Origin of the sequence: Streptococcus sp. 1453, from assembly GCF_013276955.1 — a bacterium.
Lineage (GTDB): Bacteria > Bacillota > Bacilli > Lactobacillales > Streptococcaceae > Streptococcus.
The window spans coordinates 134,136-154,777 of the sequence record NZ_VMLZ01000002.1; the positions used below are offsets into that span (position 1 = coordinate 134,136).

20 protein-coding genes are annotated in these 20,642 nt (G+C 40.7%); all 20 read left to right on the plus strand.

Annotated elements, in window-relative coordinates; translation table 11 throughout:
• The first annotated feature begins 2 nt into the window (after positions 1–2).
• Positions 3–959: a branched-chain amino acid ABC transporter permease gene (locus HW098_RS01525; protein ID WP_176139061.1), complete on the plus strand. Its 957-nt coding sequence runs from the start codon at positions 3–5 to the stop codon at positions 957–959.
• On the plus strand, positions 959–1,723 hold the full coding sequence (locus HW098_RS01530) for an ABC transporter ATP-binding protein (protein WP_001185995.1): 765 nt from the start codon (positions 959–961) through the stop codon (positions 1,721–1,723). The genes HW098_RS01525 and HW098_RS01530 overlap by 1 nt, the downstream gene beginning before the upstream one ends.
• Positions 1,723–2,433 (plus strand): ABC transporter ATP-binding protein, encoded by a 711-nt coding sequence (locus HW098_RS01535; RefSeq protein ID WP_000062200.1) that lies wholly within the window; start codon positions 1,723–1,725, stop codon positions 2,431–2,433. The genes HW098_RS01530 and HW098_RS01535 overlap by 1 nt, the downstream gene beginning before the upstream one ends.
• A 554-nt stretch (positions 2,434–2,987) precedes the next feature.
• Positions 2,988–3,644: a CBS domain-containing protein gene (locus HW098_RS01540; RefSeq protein ID WP_000268665.1), complete on the plus strand. Its 657-nt coding sequence runs from the start codon at positions 2,988–2,990 to the stop codon at positions 3,642–3,644.
• A 106-nt stretch (positions 3,645–3,750) separates the two neighbouring features.
• Positions 3,751–4,846, plus strand: a protein-coding gene (gene prfB / locus HW098_RS01545) for a peptide chain release factor 2 (RefSeq protein WP_100127798.1) whose coding sequence is annotated in 2 segments (ribosomal slippage) — positions 3,751–3,822 and positions 3,824–4,846 — 1,095 coding nt in all. Because the reading frame shifts where the segments join, the coding sequence is not laid out codon by codon here.
• Between the two features lie 17 nt (positions 4,847–4,863).
• A complete protein-coding gene (gene ftsE / locus HW098_RS01550) occupies positions 4,864–5,556 on the plus strand; it encodes a cell division ATP-binding protein FtsE (protein WP_000022265.1) in 693 nt (230 codons plus the stop codon).
• A complete protein-coding gene (gene ftsX / locus HW098_RS01555; RefSeq protein ID WP_000625541.1) occupies positions 5,549–6,475 on the plus strand; it encodes a permease-like cell division protein FtsX in 927 nt (308 codons plus the stop codon). Before ftsE ends, ftsX begins: the two co-directional genes overlap by 8 nt.
• A 419-nt stretch (positions 6,476–6,894) precedes the next feature.
• A complete protein-coding gene (locus HW098_RS01560) occupies positions 6,895–9,075 on the plus strand; it encodes a PTS transporter subunit IIBC (RefSeq protein ID WP_176139062.1) in 2,181 nt (726 codons plus the stop codon).
• 51 nt (positions 9,076–9,126) lie between these two features.
• Positions 9,127–9,942, plus strand: coding sequence for an endonuclease/exonuclease/phosphatase family protein (locus HW098_RS01565; RefSeq protein WP_176139063.1), 816 nt, complete (start codon positions 9,127–9,129; stop codon positions 9,940–9,942).
• Between the two features lie 351 nt (positions 9,943–10,293).
• The gene (locus tag HW098_RS01570; RefSeq protein WP_176139064.1) at positions 10,294–11,637 is read left to right on the plus strand and encodes a DEAD/DEAH box helicase; all 1,344 of its coding nucleotides are present in this window, start codon (positions 10,294–10,296) and stop codon (positions 11,635–11,637) included.
• A 365-nt stretch (positions 11,638–12,002) separates the two neighbouring features.
• Entirely contained in the window at positions 12,003–13,193 is a 1,191-nt protein-coding gene (gene metK, locus HW098_RS01575) for a methionine adenosyltransferase (RefSeq protein ID WP_050142778.1), read from the plus strand.
• 450 nt (positions 13,194–13,643) lie between these two features.
• Positions 13,644–14,579 carry a dihydroorotate oxidase gene (locus HW098_RS01580; RefSeq protein WP_176139065.1) on the plus strand — a complete coding sequence of 312 codons (936 nt, stop codon included), beginning with the start codon at positions 13,644–13,646 and terminating at the stop codon, positions 14,577–14,579.
• Between the two features lie 33 nt (positions 14,580–14,612).
• Positions 14,613–15,650 carry a DNA polymerase III subunit delta gene (gene holA, locus HW098_RS01585; protein ID WP_176139066.1) on the plus strand — a complete coding sequence of 346 codons (1,038 nt, stop codon included), beginning with the start codon at positions 14,613–14,615 and terminating at the stop codon, positions 15,648–15,650.
• A 76-nt stretch (positions 15,651–15,726) separates the two neighbouring features.
• A complete protein-coding gene (locus HW098_RS01590) occupies positions 15,727–15,966 on the plus strand; it encodes a hypothetical protein (protein ID WP_176138988.1) in 240 nt (79 codons plus the stop codon).
• Positions 15,967–16,059: 93 nt separating this feature from the next.
• A complete protein-coding gene (sodA, locus tag HW098_RS01595; RefSeq protein WP_176139067.1) occupies positions 16,060–16,665 on the plus strand; it encodes a superoxide dismutase SodA in 606 nt (201 codons plus the stop codon).
• A gap of 156 nt (positions 16,666–16,821) precedes the next feature.
• A complete protein-coding gene (locus tag HW098_RS01600; RefSeq protein WP_176139068.1) occupies positions 16,822–17,352 on the plus strand; it encodes a YutD family protein in 531 nt (176 codons plus the stop codon).
• Positions 17,353–17,372: 20 nt separating this feature from the next.
• Positions 17,373–18,458 carry a 23S rRNA (adenine(2503)-C(2))-methyltransferase RlmN gene (rlmN, locus tag HW098_RS01605; RefSeq protein ID WP_176139069.1) on the plus strand — a complete coding sequence of 362 codons (1,086 nt, stop codon included), beginning with the start codon at positions 17,373–17,375 and terminating at the stop codon, positions 18,456–18,458.
• Positions 18,458–18,931, plus strand: a complete 474-nt coding sequence (locus tag HW098_RS01610) for a VanZ family protein (RefSeq protein WP_176139070.1) — start codon at positions 18,458–18,460, stop codon at positions 18,929–18,931. The genes rlmN and HW098_RS01610 overlap by 1 nt, the downstream gene beginning before the upstream one ends.
• Positions 18,928–19,092, plus strand: a complete 165-nt coding sequence (locus HW098_RS10395; RefSeq protein ID WP_240149440.1) for a hypothetical protein — start codon at positions 18,928–18,930, stop codon at positions 19,090–19,092. Before HW098_RS01610 ends, HW098_RS10395 begins: the two co-directional genes overlap by 4 nt.
• 1 nt (position 19,093) lies before the next feature.
• Positions 19,094–20,635 (plus strand): ABC-F family ATP-binding cassette domain-containing protein, encoded by a 1,542-nt coding sequence (locus HW098_RS01620; RefSeq protein ID WP_000025378.1) that lies wholly within the window; start codon positions 19,094–19,096, stop codon positions 20,633–20,635.
• The last annotated feature ends 7 nt before the right edge of the window (positions 20,636–20,642 follow it).

Genomic DNA, 20,642 nt, shown 5'->3' on the forward strand with positions numbered 1-20,642 from the left:
CGATGAAGGAAAATTTAAAAGTTAATATTCTATGGTTACTCCTTTTGTTAGCTGGCTATGGATTGATTAGTGTACTGGTTTCAGTCGGAGTACTCAATCTATTCTATGTACAGATTTTACAACAAATTGGAATTAATATTATTCTTGCTGTTGGTCTCAACTTAATCGTTGGTTTTTCAGGACAATTTTCACTTGGTCATGCTGGTTTCATGGCGATTGGTGCCTATGCTGCAGCTATTATTGGTTCTAAATCACCAACCTACGGTGCCTTCTTTGGAGCTATGATTATAGGCGCTTTGCTTTCAGGAGCAGTTGCCTTACTTGTCGGAATTCCAACCTTGCGTTTGAAGGGGGACTATCTTGCAGTAGCAACTCTCGGTGTTTCTGAAATTATCCGTATCTTTATCATCAATGGTGGAAGCATTACAAATGGTGCGGCAGGTATCTTGGGAATTCCTAACTTTACAACTTGGCAAATGGTATACTTCTTTGTCGTGATTACAACCATTGCAACCTTGAACTTCTTGCGTAGTCCAATTGGTCGTTCAACCCTCTCCGTTCGTGAAGATGAAATCGCTGCTGAGTCAGTTGGGGTTAATACGACTAAAATTAAAATCATCGCTTTTGTCTTTGGTGCCATTACTGCAAGTATTGCAGGGTCACTTCAGGCAGGATTTATCGGTTCAGTTGTACCGAAAGATTACACCTTCATCAACTCAATCAACGTTTTGATCATTGTTGTATTTGGTGGACTTGGTTCAATTACAGGTGCGATTGTATCGGCTATTGTTTTGGGAATTTTGAATATGCTTCTCCAAGATGTTGCTAGTGTGCGTATGATTATTTACGCTTTGGCCTTGGTATTGGTAATGATTTTCAGACCAGGTGGACTCCTTGGGACATGGGAATTGAGCCTATCACGTTTCTTTAAAAAATCTAAGAAGGAGGAACAAAACTAATGGCATTACTTGAAGTAAAACAGTTAACCAAACATTTTGGCGGTCTAACAGCTGTTGGAGATGTGACTCTTGAATTGAACGAAGGGGAACTGGTTGGACTAATCGGTCCAAATGGAGCTGGGAAAACCACTCTTTTCAACCTTTTGACCGGTGTTTATGAACCAAGTGAGGGAACAGTTACCCTTGATGGTCACCTTTTGAATGGAAAGGCACCTTATAAGATTGCTTCTTTGGGACTTGGACGTACTTTCCAAAATATCCGTCTCTTTAAAGATTTAACAGTTTTGGACAATGTTTTGATTGCTTTTGGCAACCATCACAAACAACATGTTTTTGCTAGTTTTTTACGCTTACCAGCTTTTTACAAGAGTGAAAAAGAATTAAAAGCTAAAGCTTTGGAATTGCTGAAAATCTTTGATTTGGATGGTGATGCAGAAACTCTAGCTAAAAATCTTGCCTACGGACAACAACGTCGTTTGGAAATTGTTCGTGCCCTCGCTACGGAACCTAAAATTCTCTTTTTAGATGAACCAGCCGCAGGTATGAACCCACAGGAAACAGCGGAATTGACTGAGTTAATTCGTCGCATCAAAGATGAATTTAAGATTACAATCATGCTGATTGAACACGATATGAATCTGGTCATGGAAGTAACAGAACGTATCTACGTACTTGAATATGGTCGTTTGATTGCTCAAGGAACTCCAGATGAAATTAAGACCAATAAACGCGTTATCGAAGCTTATCTAGGAGGTGAAGCCTAATGTCTATGTTAAAAGTTGATAATCTTTCTGTGCATTATGGTATGATTCAAGCAGTCCGTGATGTAAGCTTTGAAGTGAATGAAGGAGAAGTTGTTTCCCTTATCGGTGCCAATGGTGCTGGTAAGACAACCATTCTCCGTACCTTGTCTGGTTTAGTTCGACCAAGTTCAGGAAAGATTGAATTTTTAGGTCAAGAAATCCAAAAAATGCCAGCTCAGAAAATCGTGGCAGGTGGTCTTTCACAAGTTCCAGAAGGACGCCACGTCTTCCCTGGCTTGACTGTTATGGAAAATCTAGAGATGGGAGCTTTCTTAAAGAAAAATCGTGAAGAAAATCAAGCTAATTTAAAGAAAGTTTTCTCACGCTTCCCACGTCTTGAAGAACGTAAGAACCAAGACGCAGCCACTCTTTCAGGAGGGGAACAACAAATGCTTGCCATGGGACGCGCTCTTATGTCAACGCCAAAACTTCTTCTTTTAGATGAACCATCAATGGGACTTGCCCCAATCTTTATTCAAGAGATTTTTGATATCATTCAAGATATCCAGAAACAAGGAACAACTGTCCTCTTGATTGAACAAAATGCCAATAAGGCACTCGCAATCTCTGACCGAGGCTATGTACTGGAAACAGGAAAAATTGTCCTATCAGGAACAGGAAAAGAACTTGCTTCATCAGAAGAAGTCAGAAAAGCATATCTGGGTGGCTAAACTAGTCTGGGAGACTAGTTTAGGTTGCAGATAAAGATTACGAAGTAATCATCAATATAGTCCGGGGGACCTTTTTAATCGGTGGATAGAGATTGCGAAGCAATCATAGCATAGTCTGGGAGACTAGTTTAGGTTGTAGATAAAGATTGCGAAGCAATTATCTTATCCAGTGGATTGTTTTAGTCGGTGGATGAAGATTACGAAGTAACCATCAATATAGTCCGGGGGATCTTTTTAGTCGGTGGATGAGGATTACGAAGCAATCATCAAATCCAGTGGATTGTTTTAGTCGGCGGATGAAGATTGCGAAGCAATTATTTTATCCAGCATATTTAGATTGCGAAGCAATTCTCATCTACACTGGAAAGTTAGCTTCTGATTCTTGAAATAAAATCGAATGAAACGTTTCTTACCTTCATTCACAGAGCTCGATTTTAGAGCTCTTTTTGCTAGCTTATTCATACTTTTCTGAATTTTGAAAAAGAAATGTAAGCGTTTGATAGATTTACAAAAAGATTGTATAATAGGGATAAGAATAGAAAAGGAGAAGTCTCATGGCAGTTAAAGATTTTATGACCCGCAAGGTAGTTTATATTAGTCCAGATACAACAGTATCTCATGCAGCAGATTTGATGAGAGAGCAAGGGTTGCACCGCTTGCCTGTTATCGAAAATGATCAATTGGTTGGTTTGGTAACTGAGGGAACCATTGCCCAAGCTAGCCCATCAAAAGCAACCAGTCTTTCTATCTATGAGATGAATTATCTTCTAAATAAGACAAAAGTAAAAGATGTCATGATTCGCGATGTTGTCACTGTTTCAGGCTATGCGAGTCTAGAAGATGCAACTTATCTGATGTTGAAAAACAAGATTGGTATTCTTCCTGTCGTAGATAACCATCAGGTCTATGGTGTTATTACGGATCGTGACGTTTTCCAAGCCTTTCTCGAAATTGCTGGTTATGGTGAGGAAGGAATTCGTGTGCGCTTTGTTACAGAAGATGAAGTTGGCGTTCTTGGTAAGATTGTTTCTCTAATCGTTGAAGAAAATTTGAATATCTCCCATACAGTCAATATTCCGCGTAAGGATGGTAAGGTGATTATCGAAGTGCAAATCGATGGATCAATTGATTTACCAGCCTTGAAAGAAAAATTTGAAGCAAATGGTATTCAAGTGGAAGAAATCACTCGCACTTCAGCAAAAGTCTTGTAAGAAGGGAAGCCGAAAGGCTTCTTTTTTCATAAAAAAGGGATTATAGCAAAAGATGGAAAGAAATGATAAAATATGCTATAATGAAATGATGCAAAAAGGAGTATTTATGGACATTTCAGTAATTCGTCAGAAAATTGACGCAAATCGTGAAAAATTAGCTTCTTTCAGGGGGTCTCTTTGACCTCGAAGGGCTAGAGGAAGAGATTGCCATCTTGGAAAACAAGATGACAGAACCTGATTTTTGGAACGATAATATCGCGGCCCAAAAAACGTCGCAAGAATTAAATGAATTAAAAAACACCTACAACACCTTCCATAAGATGGAAGAGTTGCAGGATGAAGTTGAAATTTTATTGGACTTTTTAGCAGAAGACGAGTCGGTTCAAGAAGAACTGGTAGAGCAGTTAGCCGAACTTGATAAGATGATGACCAGCTATGAGATGACTCTACTCTTGTCAGAACCTTATGACCACAACAATGCCATCTTGGAAATCCATCCAGGATCTGGTGGTACTGAGGCGCAGGACTGGGGCGATATGTTGCTTCGTATGTATACTCGTTATGGTAATGCTAAAGGCTTTAAAGTGGAAGTATTGGATTACCAAGCAGGAGATGAAGCTGGTATCAAGTCAGTAACCTTATCATTTGAAGGGCCTAATGCCTATGGCCTTCTCAAGTCAGAAATGGGTGTGCACCGTTTGGTGCGAATTTCGCCGTTCGACTCTGCCAAACGTCGCCATACATCTTTCACATCTGTAGAAGTGATGCCAGAATTGGATGATACTATTGAAGTGGAAATCCGTGAAGATGACATCAAGATGGATACCTTCCGTTCAGGTGGTGCCGGTGGACAAAACGTCAACAAGGTTTCAACAGGTGTACGTTTGACCCACATTCCAACTGGAATTGTTGTCCAATCAACAGTGGATCGGACCCAGTATGGAAATAGAGATCGTGCCATGAAGATGTTGCAGGCTAAGCTCTATCAAATGGAGCAAGAGAAGAAGGCTGCGGAGGTAGATTCTCTCAAAGGTGAGAAAAAGGAGATCACATGGGGAAGCCAAATCCGTTCTTATGTCTTCACACCTTATACTATGGTAAAAGATCACCGAACTAGCTTTGAGGTTGCTCAGGTAGATAAGGTTATGGATGGGGACCTAGATGGTTTTATCGATGCCTACCTCAAGTGGCGAATCAGCTAAGAAAGAAAGGAAGTCACATGTCAATCATTGAAATGAGAGATGTCGTCAAAAAATACGACAACGGAACGACTGCCCTACGCGGTGTTTCGGTCAGCGTTCAACCAGGGGAATTTGCTTACATCGTAGGACCTTCAGGAGCAGGGAAGTCAACCTTTATTCGTTCTCTGTATCGTGAAGTAAAAATCGATAAAGGAAGCCTATCAGTTGCTGGTTTTAATCTGGTTAAGATCAAAAAGAAAGACGTCCCGCTTCTACGTCGTAGTGTTGGGGTTGTCTTCCAGGATTATAAACTCTTGCCAAAGAAAACGGTCTATGAAAATATTGCTTACGCTATGGAAGTAATTGGGGAAAATCGCCGTAATATCAAAAAACGTGTGATGGAAGTTTTAGACTTGGTTGGGTTGAAGCATAAGGTTCGTTCTTTCCCAAATGAGCTCTCAGGTGGAGAGCAACAGCGGATTGCGATTGCACGTGCCATTGTAAATAATCCCAAAGTATTGATAGCCGATGAACCAACAGGAAACCTGGACCCGGATAATTCATGGGAAATTATGAATCTCTTGGAACGGATTAACCTACAAGGGACAACTATTTTGATGGCGACTCATAATAGCCAGATTGTAAATACCTTGCGCCACCGTGTCATTGCCATTGAAAATGGTCGTGTTGTTCGTGACGAATCAAAAGGAGAGTATGGATACGATGATTAGTAGATTTTTTCGCCATTTATTTGAAGCCTTAAAAAGTTTGAAACGAAATGGTTGGATGACAGTAGCTGCTGTCAGCTCAGTCATGATTACTTTGACCTTGGTGGCAATATTTGCTTCTGTTATTTTCAATACAGCGAAACTAGCTACAGATATTGAAAATAATGTCCGTGTAGTAGTTTATATCCGAAAGGATGTGGAAGATAACAGTCAGACAATTGAAAAAGAAGGTCAAACTGTTACAAATAATGACTACCACAAGGTATATGATTCTTTGAAGAACATGTCTACGGTTAAGAGTGTTACCTTTTCAAGTAAAGAAGAACAATATGAAAAGTTAACCGAGACAATGGGAGATAACTGGAAAATCTTTGAAGGAGATGCCAATCCTCTCTATGATGCCTATATTGTAGAGGCAAATACTCCAAATGATGTAAAAACTATAGCCGAAGATGCTAAAAAAATTGAAGGTGTCTCTGAGGTTCAAGATGGCGGTGCCAATACAGAAAGACTCTTCAAGTTAGCTTCATTTATCCGTGTTTGGGGACTAGGGATTGCTGCTTTGTTAATTTTTGTCGCAGTTTTCTTGATTTCAAATACCATTCGTATTACCATTATTTCCCGCAGTCGCGAAATTCAAATCATGCGCTTGGTCGGAGCTAAAAACAGTTATATCCGTGGACCGTTCTTGTTAGAGGGAGCCTTTATCGGTTTATTGGGAGCTATCGCACCATCTGTTTTGGTCTTTATTGTTTATCAAATGGTTTACCAATCTGTCAATAAATCGTTGGTAGGGCAAAATCTATCCATGATTAGTCCAGATTTATTTAGTCCGTTGATGATTGCCCTACTATTTGTGATTGGGATTTTCATTGGTTCATTGGGATCAGGAATATCCATGCGTCGATTCTTGAAGATTTAGGTAAAATAATTATTTTTATGAGGAGGTTGTAAAATCTCCTTTTTTTGCTACAAGAGTTTTTGAAAAGGGACTTCTAATACTCAATGAAAATCAAAGAGCAAACTAGGTAGCTCGCCACAGGATGCTCAAAATACTGTTTTGAGGTTGTAGATAAGACTGACGAAGTCAGTCACATATATACGGTAAGGCGGCGCTGACGTGGTTTGAAGAGATTTTCGAAGAGTATAAAGAAGTCCCCCAGAGAAAACTTCTTGATGGGTAACTTGAACTTGAAATTTGGCACTAGAAAAATTTTTGAAAAAAGTGTAATTTTTTTTGTAAAAGCCTTTACAAAAAAAATTAAAGTGGTATAATTAAATCATAAAAGGTGCAAACGTTTTCGTAAAACGTTTGCCTAAATAAAAATAAAGGAGATTTGAATGATGAAAGATACATTCAAAAATGTCTTGTCTTTCGAATTTTGGCAAAAATTCGGTAAGGCTTTGATGGTGGTTATCGCGGTTATGCCGGCTGCTGGTTTGATGATTTCAATCGGTAAGTCTATCGTGATGATTAACCCAACCTTTGCACCACTCGTTATTACTGGTGGTGTACTAGAGCAAATCGGTTGGGGGGTTATCGTTAACCTTCATATCTTGTTCGCCCTCGCTATTGGAGGAAGCTGGGCTAAAGAACGTGCTGGTGGTGCGTTTGCGGCAGGTCTTGCCTTTATCCTAATCAACCGTATCACTGGTACAATCTTTGGCGTATCAGGAGACATGTTGAAGAATCCAGAAGCTATGGTAACAACTCTCTTTGGTGGATCAATCAAAGTTGCTGATTACTTCATTAGTGTTATGGAAGCTCCAGCACTTAACATGGGTGTATTCGTAGGGATTATTTCTGGTTTTATTGGAGCAACTGCTTACAATAAATACTATAACTTCCGTAAGCTTCCTGATGCACTTTCATTCTTTAACGGAAAACGTTTTGTACCATTTGTAGTTATTCTTCGTTCAATAATTGCTGCAATTGTACTTGCTGCTTTCTGGCCACTTGTGCAAACTGGTATCAATAGCTTTGGTATCTGGATTGCCAACTCACAAGAAACTGCTCCAATCCTTGCACCATTCTTGTATGGTACATTGGAACGTTTGCTCTTGCCATTTGGTCTTCACCACATGTTGACTATCCCAATGAACTACACAGCTCTTGGTGGTACTTATGAAGTCTTAACTGGTGCAGCAAAAGGTAGCCAAGTATTTGGTCAAGATCCACTTTGGCTTGCATGGGTAACAGACCTTGTAAACCTTAAAGGTACTGATGCTAGTCAATACCAACACTTGTTAGATACTGTTCACCCAGCTCGTTTCAAAGTTGGACAAATGATTGGTTCATTCGGTATCTTGATGGGTGTGGTTGTGGCTATCTACCGTAATGTTGATGCTGACAAGAAACACAAATACAAAGGTATGATGATTGCGACAGCTCTTGCAACATTCTTGACAGGGGTTACTGAACCAATCGAATACATGTTCATGTTCGTTGCAACACCTATGTATCTTGTTTACTCACTTGTTCAAGGTGCTGCCTTTGCTATGGCTGACGTCGTAAACCTACGTATGCACTCATTCGGTTCAATCGAGTTCTTGACTCGTACACCTATTGCAATCAGTGCTGGTATCGGTATGGATATCATTAACTTCGTTTGGGTAACTGTTCTCTTTGCTGTAATCATGTACTTTATCGCAAACTTCATGATTCAAAAATTCAACTACGCAACTCCAGGGCGTAACGGAAACTACGAAACTGCTGAAGGTTCAGAAGAATCTAGCAGCGAAGTGAAAGTTGCAGCAGGCTCTCAAGCTGTAAACATTATCAACCTTCTTGGTGGACGTGCAAACATCGTTGATGTGGACGCATGTATGACTCGTCTTCGTGTTACTGTTAAAGATGCAGATAAAGTAGGAAATGCAGAGCAATGGAAAGCAGAAGGAGCTATGGGTCTTGTCATGAAAGGACAAGGGGTTCAAGCTATCTACGGTCCAAAAGCTGACGTATTGAAATCTGATATCCAAGATATCCTTGATTCAGGTGAAATCATTCCTGAAACTCTTCCAAGTCAAATGACAGAAGCACAACAAAACACTGTACACTACAAAGGTGTAACAGAGGAAGTCTACTCAGTAGCTGACGGTCAAGTTGTTGCTTTGGAACAAGTAAAAGATCCAGTATTTGCTCAAAAAATGATGGGTGATGGATTTGCAGTAGAACCTGCAAATGGAAACATTGTATCTCCAGTTTCAGGTACTGTATCAAGCATCTTCCCAACAAAACATGCTCTTGGTATTGTGACTGAAGCAGGTCTTGAAGTATTGGTTCACATTGGTTTGGACACAGTAAGTCTTGAAGGTAAACCATTTACAGTTCATGTTGCTGAAGGACAAAAAGTTGCAGCAGGAGATCTCCTTGTCACAGCTGACTTGGATGCTATCCGTGCAGCAGGACGTGAAACTTCAACAGTAGTTGTCTTCACAAATGGTGATGCAATTAAATCAGTTAAATTAGAAAAAACAGGTTCTCTTGCAGCTAAAACAGCAGTTGCTAAAGTAGAATTGTAATATACTTGAGGTTGGAAGCTGTATTCCAACCTCTTATTTTGGGAGAAAAGCATGAAATTTTTAACACTCAATACTCACAGTTGGATGGAGAAAGAAGCAGAGGAAAAATTCCAGATTTTGCTTGAGGATATTCTTGAAAAAGACTATGATTTGATTTGTTTCCAAGAAATCAATCAGGAGATCACATCGCCAGAGGTGGAGGTCAATGACCTTTATCAAGCTTTGCCAGCATCTGAGCCTATTCACCAAGATCACTATGTTAGACTCTTGGTTGAAAAGTTATCTGAGCAAGAGAAAAATTACTACTGGACTTGGGCCTATAACCATATCGGTTATGATCGCTACCACGAAGGTGTGGCTATCTTGTCTAAAACACCTATTGAAGCCAGAGAAATTTTGGTTTCAGATGTGGATGATCCAACAGACTATCATACTCGCCGTGTTGCCTTGGCTGAAACTGTAGTTGATGGTAAGGAGCTTGCAGTTGCAAGTGTCCACCTTTCTTGGTGGGATAAAGGTTTCCAAGAAGAATGGGCACGATTTGAGGATGTCTTGAAAGAATTGAACAAGCCACTTTTACTCGCTGGAGATTTTAACAACCCAGCTGGTCGGGAAGGCTACCAAGCTATTTTAGCTAGTCCATTAGGCTTACAAGACGCTTTTGAAGTTGCTCAAGAGAAAAGCGGTAGCTATACTGTTCCACCTGAAATTGATGGATGGAAAGGGAACACAGAACCCCTTCGGATCGACTATGTTTTTACTAGCAAGGAGTTAGCGGTGGAAAATTTACATGTCGTATTTGATGGTAACACGAGTCCGCAAGTGAGTGATCACTATGGCTTGAGTGCTATTTTAAACTGGAAATAATAACTGATACTCTTCGAAAATCTCTTCAAACCACGTCAACGTCGCCTTGCCGTACTCAAGTACAGCCTGCGGCTAGTTTCCTAGTTTGCTCTTTGATTTTCATTGAGTATGAAAAGAGGTTGGGATTATAAAATTCCAGCCTTTTTCTGATTAGAAAAGCTACTGGAAATAGCCTAATACTCTTCGAAAATCAAATTCAAACCACGTCAGCTTCACCTTGCCGTACTCAAGTACAGCCTGCGGCTAGCTTCCTAGTTTGCTCTTTGATTTTCATTGAGTATAAATAAGTGAGGCTACTGAAATGGAATAAAATGTGGTATAATTGATAGGATAGATAGAATCGAGGATAGTATGTCATTTACGAAATTTCAATTTAAAAACTATATTAGAGAAGCCTTGCAGGAGTTGAAATTTACAACTCCAACAGAGGTACAAGATAAGTTGATTCCCATTGTCTTGGCAGGCCGAGATTTGGTTGGAGAATCAAAAACAGGTTCAGGTAAGACCCACACTTTCTTGTTACCGATTTTCCAGCAATTAGATGAAGCTAGCGATAGTGTACAAGTAGTGATTACTGCACCGAGCCGTGAATTAGCTACTCAAATTTACCAAGCAGCCCGTCAGATTGCTACTCACTCAGAAGTAGAAGTTCGTGTGGTTAATTACGTGGGTGGTACTGATAAGGCTCGCCAGATTGAAAAATTGGCAAGCAATCAGCCTCATATTGTTATTGGAACACCAGGCCGTATCTACGACTTGGTTAAATCTGGTGATTTGGCTATTCACAAGGCTAAGACCTTTGTGGTCGATGAGGCAGACATGACCTTGGATATGGGATTCTTGGAAACTGTTGATAAGATTGCTGGCAGCCTTCCAAAAGACCTGCAATTCATGGTCTTCTCAGCGACTATTCCACAAAAGTTGCAACCATTCCTGAAAAAATACTTGTCAAATCCTGTTATGGAGAAAATCAAGACCAAAACGGTCATTTCTGACACTATTGATAATTGGTTGATTTCTACTAAGGGACGTGATAAGAATGCTCAAATTTATCAGTTGACTCAGTTGATGCAGCCTTATTTGGCAATGATTTTTGTCAACACTAAGACACGTGCTGATGAATTGCACTCATATCTGACTGCTCAAGGATTGAAGGTAGCAAAAATCCATGGAGATATTCCTCCTCGTGAGCGCAAACGTATCATGAACCAGGTGAAAAATTTGGATTTTGAGTATATTGTCGCAACAGATTTGGCAGCGCGTGGAATTGACATTGAAGGTGTCAGTCATGTCATCAATGATGCCATTCCGCAAGACTTATCTTTCTTTGTGCACCGTGTTGGTCGTACTGGACGCAATGGCCTAGCTGGTACAGCTATTACCCTTTATCAGCCAAGCGATGACTCGGATATCCGTGAGTTGGAGAAATTGGGAATCAAGTTTACTCCTAAGATGGTTAAAGACGGGGAATTTCAAGATACCTATGACCGTGATCGTCGTGCAAACCGTGAGAAAAAACAAGATAAGCTTGATATTGAAATGATTGGTCTGGTTAAAAAGAAAAAGAAAAAAGTCAAACCGGGTTATAAGAAGAAAATTCAATGGGCGGTTGATGAAAAGCGCCGTAAGACCAAGCGTGCCGAAAATCGTGCTCGCGGTCGTGCCGAGCGTAAAGCTAAACGCCAAACATTTTAATAGAAATCGTTGGAGTACTGAGCTCCAACTTTTTGCTTTATGAGAACGAACTATCTAAACCGAAATACCACATTAAAGACTGCAAATTGCGATTAAAAATGGTATAATGATAAAGTTATATAGTCCCGATAAGATGGTAGGTATTTCTATTTTTTCTTGCGAGTCGCAACTCGCAAAGACTGACGGCTCAAAAGTCGTTCGTCATTCTACGGTTGCCGCTATAAGGCGGTCACCCTATGCGCCTTATTAGCTTCAGAAATAAAAAATTATCGTTTTTATTTCTGAAGCTAGTAACTCTTAGATTATAGAAATACCTACCAGTACTTTGTAACTCTATAACACTATTTTTAAGGGGGGACATTTTTATGTCAGAACGTAAATTATTCACGTCTGAATCTGTATCTGAGGGGCATCCAGATAAGATTGCAGACCAAATTTCGGATGCGATTTTGGATGCTATTTTAGCTAAAGATCCAGAGGCGCACGTTGCTGCTGAGACAGCTGTATATACTGGATCTGTCCACGTTTTTGGTGAAATTTCTACAAATGCCTATGTGGATATTAACCGTGTGGTTCGTGATACCATTGCAGAGATTGGTTACACCAATACAGAGTATGGTTTTTCTGCTGAAACGGTGGGAGTCCATCCGTCACTTGTTGAGCAGTCACCAGATATTGCCCAAGGTGTTAACGAAGCCTTGGAGGTTCGTGGAAATGCAGATCAAGATCCGCTGGACTTGATTGGTGCTGGAGACCAAGGTCTCATGTTTGGATTTGCTGTGGATGAAACAGAAGAGCTCATGCCATTGCCAATTTCACTCAGTCATAAATTGGTTCGTCGTCTGGCAGAACTTCGCAAGTCTGGGGAAATCAGCTATCTTCGCCCAGATGCTAAATCACAAGTTACAGTTGAGTATGATGAAAATGACCGTCCAGTACGTGTGGACACAGTCGTTATTTCTACTCAGCACGACCCAGAAGTCAGTAACGAACAAATTCACAATGATGTCATTAGCAAGGTTATCAAAGAGGTTATTCCAGCCTCTTACTTGGATGAGCAAACAAAATTCTTCATCAATCCAACTGGTCGCTTTGTAATCGGTGGACCTCAAGGAGACTCAGGCTTGACTGGTCGTAAGATTATCGTGGATACCTATGGTGGCTACTCTCGTCACGGTGGTGGTGCCTTCTCTGGTAAGGATGCGACTAAGGTGGACCGTTCTGCCTCATATGCAGCTCGCTATATTGCCAAGAATATTGTTGCAGCAGGCTTGGCTAAGAAGGCAGAAGTGCAATTGGCCTATGCTATCGGTGTTGCCCAGCCTGTTTCTGTCCGTATCGATACCTTTGGTACAGGAGCAGTAGCTGAAAGTAAACTTGAAAAAGCAGCTCGTCAAATCTTTGACCTTCGCCCTGCAGGGATTATCCAAATGCTGGACCTTAAGCGTCCAATTTACCGTCAAACAGCAGCTTATGGACACATGGGACGTACAGATATTGACCTTCCATGGGAACGTTTGGATAAGGTAGATGCTTTGAAAGAAGCCGTCAAATAAATGAATTGAAGAAAGAGGGGGTCCCCTCTTTTTTATAGTTTTTAACTATACTGGGATACTGTTCTGAAAATCAATTTTGCGAAAGTAGAGATTTACATGTATTTCTTTAAAAATGATAAAGGTTGAGATTTCTCCTTGTAATAGATAATCATGGGGATATTTCAATCCAAAGTTTTATTCGTTATCACTTGACTATTGCAAGGTTTTCTAGAGCAACAGAGTCATGGAATGGACTCATGGTTGAGATTTCTCCTTGTTGCTTGGACTTCATTCAAAAGTCTGTTACCCAAGCCTTGTTCAAACTTCCAATACACTAGCTGTTTCCATAGCATGACTTCTGCACTAGACTTTCTTTTCCGAATAAATAGATAGAACCACAGAATCTAGTAAACCTAGAATTAAAACTGTGGTATAATATTAGCAATAAAAGGAATCTGGAGGATTAGAATCATGGTATCAACGAAAACGCAAATTGCTGGTTTTGAGTTTGACAATTGCTTGATGAATGCAGCAGGTGTGGCTTGTATGACGATAGAGGAGCTAGAAGGGGTTAAAAACTCAGTTGCAGGAACCTTTGTCACAAAGACAGCGACCCTGGACTTCCGTCAGGGAAATCCTGAGCCACGTTACCAAGATGTTCCACTTGGTTCTATCAACTCTATGGGCTTGCCGAATAATGGCTTAGACTATTATTTGGATTATCTTTTGGATTTGCAAGAAAAAGAGCCAAACCGAACTTTCTTTTTATCTCTAGTCGGCATGTCTCCAGAGGAAACCCATACTATCTTGAAAAAAGTCCAAGAGAGTGATTTTCGTGGTCTGACTGAGCTAAACCTCTCCTGTCCAAATGTTCCAGGTAAACCTCAGATTGCCTATGATTTTGAGACAACAGACCGGATTTTGGCAGAGGTGTTTGCCTACTTCACCAAACCTCTTGGAATTAAATTGCCACCATATTTTGATATTGTTCACTTTGACCAAGCGGCAGCTATTTTCAACAAGTACCCGCTCAAGTTTGTCAACTGCGTTAACTCTATCGGAAACGGACTGTATATAGAAGATGAATCTGTCGTTATTCGCCCTAAAAATGGTTTCGGTGGCATTGGTGGGGAGTATATCAAACCGACTGCTTTAGCTAATGTTCATGCCTTCTACCAACGTCTCAATCCTCAAATCCAAATTATCGGAACAGGTGGCGTGTTGACTGGTCGTGATGCCTTTGAACATATCCTCTGTGGAGCAAGCATGGTGCAGGTGGGAACCACCCTTCACAAAGAAGGCGTCGGTGCTTTTGACCGTATTACCAATGAACTGAAGGCAATCATGGCGGAAAAAGGGTACAAGAGCTTAGAAGATTTCCGTGGGAAATTGCGCTATATCGACTAAATTAAATCGAAAAATCAGAAGAAAGGAGAGAAGATGCTAGCTATTGAAGAAAGTCAGAAGTTGACTTTATCAAATTTACCTAGTCTGAGCCTATTTACAGGGATAGATCAGGGCCAGTTTGAAGTGATGAAGAGTCAAGTGTTGAAACAGATTGGGTATGATTCTGCAGACCTCAACTTTGCCTACTTTGATATGAAAGAAGTGGTTTATAAGGATGTAGAACTGGAGTTGGTCAGCCTTCCTTTCTTTGCGGATGAAAAAATCGTGATATTGGATCATTTTGTAGATATCACAACAGCCAAGAAACGCTTTTTGACAGATGATGAGCTCAAGTCGTTTGAGGAATACCTTGATAACCCTTCACCAACAACCAAGTTGTTGATTTTTGCGGAAGGAAAACTGGATAGCAAAAGGCGGTTGGTTAAATTACTGAAGCGTGATGCCAAGGTTTTTGACGCAGTAGAAGCCAAAGAACAAGAATTGCGCCAGTATTTCCAAAAGTGGAGCCAGAAACAAGGTCTGCAGTTTGCTAATCATTCTTTTGAAAATCTTCTCGTCAAGTCGGGTTTTCAATTTAGCGAAATTCAGAAAAATCTGCTTTTTTTACAGTCCTATAAGGCAGATTCTGTTATCGAAGAAGAGGATATTGTCAACGCTATTCCCAAGACCTTACAGGACAATATTTTTGATTTAACTCAGTTTATTCTGACTAAAAAGATGGACCAGGCGCGTGATTTGGTTAGAGACTTGACCTTGCAAGGAGAAGATGAAATCAAGTTGATTGCAGTCATGCTAGGACAATTTCGGACTTTTACTCAGGTGAAGATTTTGTCGGAGTCTGGGCAAACAGAATCGCAGATTGCAAGTAGTCTAGGAAGTTTTCTTGGACGCAATCCCAATCCCTATCAAATCAAGTTTGCGCTGAGAGATGCGCGAGGACTTTCCTTGAGCTTTTTGAAGCAAGCTATTTCCTATTTAATTGAGACAGACTATCAGATTAAGACAGGTCTTTATGAAAAAGGTTTCCTTTTTGAAAAGGCACTCTTACAGATTGCTAGTAAGGTAAATTGATATTTTTTTGAAACTACAACCCGCGTCAGGATTATCTTGTCGTGGGTTTCTTAGTGATTTGATTATTTTATACTCAATGAAAATCAAAGAGCAAACTAGGAAACTAGCCGCAGGTTGCTCAAAGCACTGCTTTGAGGTTGTAGATAAGACTGACGAAGTCAGCTCAAAACATGTTTTTGAGGTTGTAGATAAGACTGACGAAGTCAGCTCAAAACATGTTTTTGAGGTTGCGGATGAAACTGACGAAGTCAGTAACCATACCTACGGCAAGGCGACGTTGACGCAGTTTGAAGAGATTTTCGAAGAGTATTATTAGAAAGTATTTCAGCGATTTCTTCAAGCAAAAAACTTGAAAAAAGTGAATGTTTACGTTATCATTTTCATATAGAAAGAAAAAGAGGTATTACAGATGGCTATTATCTTACCAGATCTTCCATATGCATACGACGCTTTGGAACCATACATCGATGCGGAAACAATGCATTTGCACCATGACAAACACCATCAAACTTATGTCAATAATGCTAATGCAGCTCTTGAAAAACACCCTGAAATCGGTGAAGACCTTGCAGCCTTGCTTGCTGATGTAGAATCTATTCCAGCTGATATCCGTCAGGCACTTATCAACAATGGTGGTGGACACTTGAACCACGCTCTTTTCTGGGAATTGATGACTCCTGAAAAAACAGCTCCATCAGCAGAACTGTCAGCAGCAATCGATGCAACATTTGGTTCATTTGAAGACTTCCAAGCAGCCTTCACTGCAGCAGCAACAACTCGTTTCGGTTCTGGATGGGCATGGTTGGTTGTCAACAAAGAAGGGAAGCTTGAAGTGACTTCAACAGCAAACCAAGACACACCAATCTCAGAAGGTAAAAAACCAATCTTGGGCTTGGACGTTTGGGAACATGCTTACTATGTGAAATACCGCAACGTGCGTCCTGACTACATCAAAGCTTTCTTCTCAGTAATCAACTGGAACAAAGTAGATGAATTGTACGCAGCTGCTAAATAATGATAGTTGGAGGGAAGAATTGTTCTTCTCTTTTTAAGGTTATATTATTTGGTCTGACAAAATCGTCAGACTTTTTTCATTTATTATGAGAAACGTGCTAACTGCTAGAAATTATGGTAGAATAAAGTATTAAGTAATCGTGGAAAAAGGATATCTATGCGAAAAGAAATTGCACCTGAATTATACAACTATAACAAGTTTCCTGGTCCTGAGTTCCATTTACACGGGGACAAGGTTGAAACGGAAGGGATAGCTTTTTCCTTGGTAGAAAATATCAAGGATGCCTTTGATGTGACGGCTTTTAATCAGCGTTTTTCAGAAGTCTTAACCAAGTTTGATTTTATCGTGGGGGACTGGAGCAACGAACAGCTTCGCCTACGAGGTTTTTATAAGGATGATCGAACAGAAGAAAAACTTGAAAAAATCAGTCGTTTACAAGACTACCTTTTAGAGTATTGTAGTTATGGTTGTGCCTATTTTGTCTTAGAAAATGAAGCCCCTAAGCGAGCATCATTTGACAAGAAAATGCGTAAGAAGGAAGAAGAAACACCTTCTAAAAAAGGAAAGAAACCGACTCAAACCAAACGAAAGCCGAATGCAGATAAGAAAAATAGACGTCGTCAGAAAGACCAGCATTCTCAGAAAGAGGACAAGGGACAACGTCATTTTGTCATTCGTCAGAAGTGAGTAGAGAACAAGGAGAAGAAATGAAACCGTCAATTTATAGTTTAACACGTCAAACCATGCAGGAATGGGTTTTGGAGCAAGGAGAAAAGAAATTCCGTGCAGATCAAATCTGGGAATGGCTTTACCGTAAACGTGTCCAGTCATTTGAAGAGATGACTAACCTTTCCAAGGATTTGATTGCTAAGCTTAATGACCAGTTTGTGGTCAATCCCTTGAAACAACGTATCGTGCAAGAGTCTGCTGATGGGACAGTTAAATATCTTTTTGAATTGCCAGATGGAATGCTGATTGAGACAGTACTCATGCGTCAACACTATGGTTTGTCAGTCTGTGTGACCACTCAGGTAGGCTGTAATATCGGTTGTACCTTCTGTGCTTCTGGTTTGATAAAGAAACAACGTGACCTCAATAATGGGGAAATCGTAGCGCAAATCATGCTGGTTCAGAAATACTTTGATGAGCGTGGTCAGGATGAACGCGTCAGCCATATCGTTGTCATGGGAATTGGTGAACCCTTTGATAACTACAACAATGTCTTGAATTTCGTCCGTACTATCAACGATGACAAGGGAATGGCCATCGGTGCTCGTCACATTACGGTTTCAACTTCAGGTTTAGCCCATAAAATTCGTGATTTTGCTAATGAAGGGGTTCAGGTTAATCTTGCCGTTTCTCTTCACGCACCTAACAATGAGTTGCGTTCAAGCATCATGAAGATTAATCGTGCCTTTCCAATTGAAAAACTCTTTGCTGCTATTGAGCACTATATCGAAACAACCAATCGTCGTGTGACCTTTGAATACATCATGCTCAATGAAGTTAATGATGGTGTAGAACAAGCCTTGGAATTGGCTGAATTGCTTAAGAATATCAAGAAATTGTCTTATGTAAACTTGATTCCTTATAACCCAGTTAGTGAACATGACCAATATAGCCGTAGTCCTAAAGAGCGCGTCCTGGCCTTCTATGATACGCTTAAGAAAAAAGGGGTTAACTGTGTGGTTCGTCAAGAGCACGGAACAGATATTGATGCAGCTTGTGGACAATTGCGTTCCAATACAATGAAACGTGACCGCCAGAAAGCAGTCGCAGCAGTCAATCCTTAATGATGAAGAAAACTTATAATCATATTTTGGTCTGGGGAGTCATTTTCTATAGCATTTGCATTGTCTATTTTTGCTTTACCCCTCAAGAACAATCTCCCGTGGGGGTGGAAACTCCAGGTATTCAGCATCTTGGACGCCTGGTTTTTCTTTTGACTCCTTTCAATTCTTTTTGGAAACTGAGCCAAGTGAGTGACATTGGACAATTATCTTGGATTTTTTTACAAAATATCCTCAATGTCTTCTTGCTTTTTCCTTTGGTGTTCCAACTCCTTTATCTCCTTCCAAACTTGCGGAAAACAAAAAAGGTGCTTCTTTTTAGTTTTCTAGTGAGCCTTGGGATTGAGTGTACGCAGTTAGTCTTGGACTTTTTCTTTGATTTTAATCGCGTCTTTGAGATTGATGATTTGTGGACCAATACCTTGGGTGGCTATCTGGCTTGGCTCCTCTATAAACAATTACATAATACTCAATGAAAATCAAAGAGCAAACTAGGAAGCTAGCCGCAGGCTGCTCAAAGCACTGCTTTGAGGTTGTAGATAAGACTGACGAAGTCGGTAACCATACCTACGGCAAGGTGAAGCTGACGTGGTTTGAAGAGATTTTCGAAGAGTATAAAAACAAGATAAGGAAATAAAATGAGTATTTTAGAAGTTAAAAATCTGAGTCACGGTTTTGGTGACCGTGCAATTTTTGAAGATGTGTCTTTCCGCCTCCTCAAGGGGGAACATATCGGACTAGTTGGTGCTAACGGTGAAGGGAAATCAACCTTTATGAGTATTGTGACTGGTAAAATGCTGCCAGATGAAGGGAAGGTTGAGTGGTCCAAATATGTGACCGCTGGTTACTTGGATCAGCACTCCGTCCTTGCTGAAGGGCAGTCGGTGCGTGATGTTCTCCGTACAGCTTTTGATGAGCTTTTTAAAGCAGAAGCTCGTATCAATGACCTCTATATGGAAATGGCTGAAGATGGAGCGGATGTTGATGCTCTCATGGAAGAAGTTGGCGAACTCCAAGACCGTCTGGAGAGTCGTGATTTCTATACCTTAGATGCTAAGATTGACGAAGTGGCGCGTGCCCTTGGTGTCATGGACTTTGGCATGGATACGGATGTAACTTCTTTGTCAGGTGGGCAAAGAACCAAGGTGCTTTTGGCTAAACTTCTCCTTGAAAAGCCTGATATCTTGCTTTTGGACGAGCCGACCAACTACTTGGATGCTGAGCATATTGATTGGCTCAAGCGCTATCTCCAAAACTATGAGAATGCCTTTGTCCTTATTTCGCATGATATTCCTTTTCTCAATGATGTGATCAATATCGTCTATCATGTAGAAAATCAACAGCTGACGCGTTATTCTGGTGACTACTACCAGTTCCAAGAAGTCTATGCTATGAAGAAATCTCAGCTAGAGGCGGCCTACGAACGTCAGCAGAAAGAGATTGCAGACCTCAAGGACTTCGTGGCACGAAACAAAGCACGTGTTGCAACACGAAACATGGCCATGTCCCGTCAGAAAAAATTGGATAAGATGGATATTATCGAGTTGCAAAGTGAGAAACCAAAGCCGTCCTTTGATTTCAAACCAGCTCGTACGCCAGGACGCTTTATTTTCCAAGCCAAGGATTTGCAGATTGGTTATGACCGTCCTCTGACCAAGCCTTTAAATCTTACCTTTGAACGTAATCAAAAGGTTGCTATTATCGGGGCAAATGGTATCGGGAAAACAACTCTCTTGAAGAGTCTCTTGGGAATTATCCCACCTATTGCTGGGGAAGTGGAGCGTGGAGATTATTTAGAACTTGGTTACTTTGAGCAGGAAGTAGAAGGTGGCAATCGTCAAACACCTCTTGAAGCTGTCTGGAATGCCTTTCCTGCACTTAACCAAGCAGAAGTCCGTGCAGCCCTTGCCCGTTGTGGTCTGACAACCAAGCATATTGAAAGCCAAATTCAGGTCTTGTCAGGTGGGGAACAAGCCAAGGTGCGTTTCTGTCTCTTGATGAATCGTGAAAACAACGTTTTAGTGCTGGACGAGCCGACCAACCATTTGGATGTGGATGCCAAGGATGAACTCAAACGTGCTCTCAAAGAATACAAGGGGTCTATCCTTATGGTCTGCCACGAACCAGACTTCTATGAAGGCTGGATGGACCAAATCTGGGATTTTAATAATTTAACTTAAAAATGAG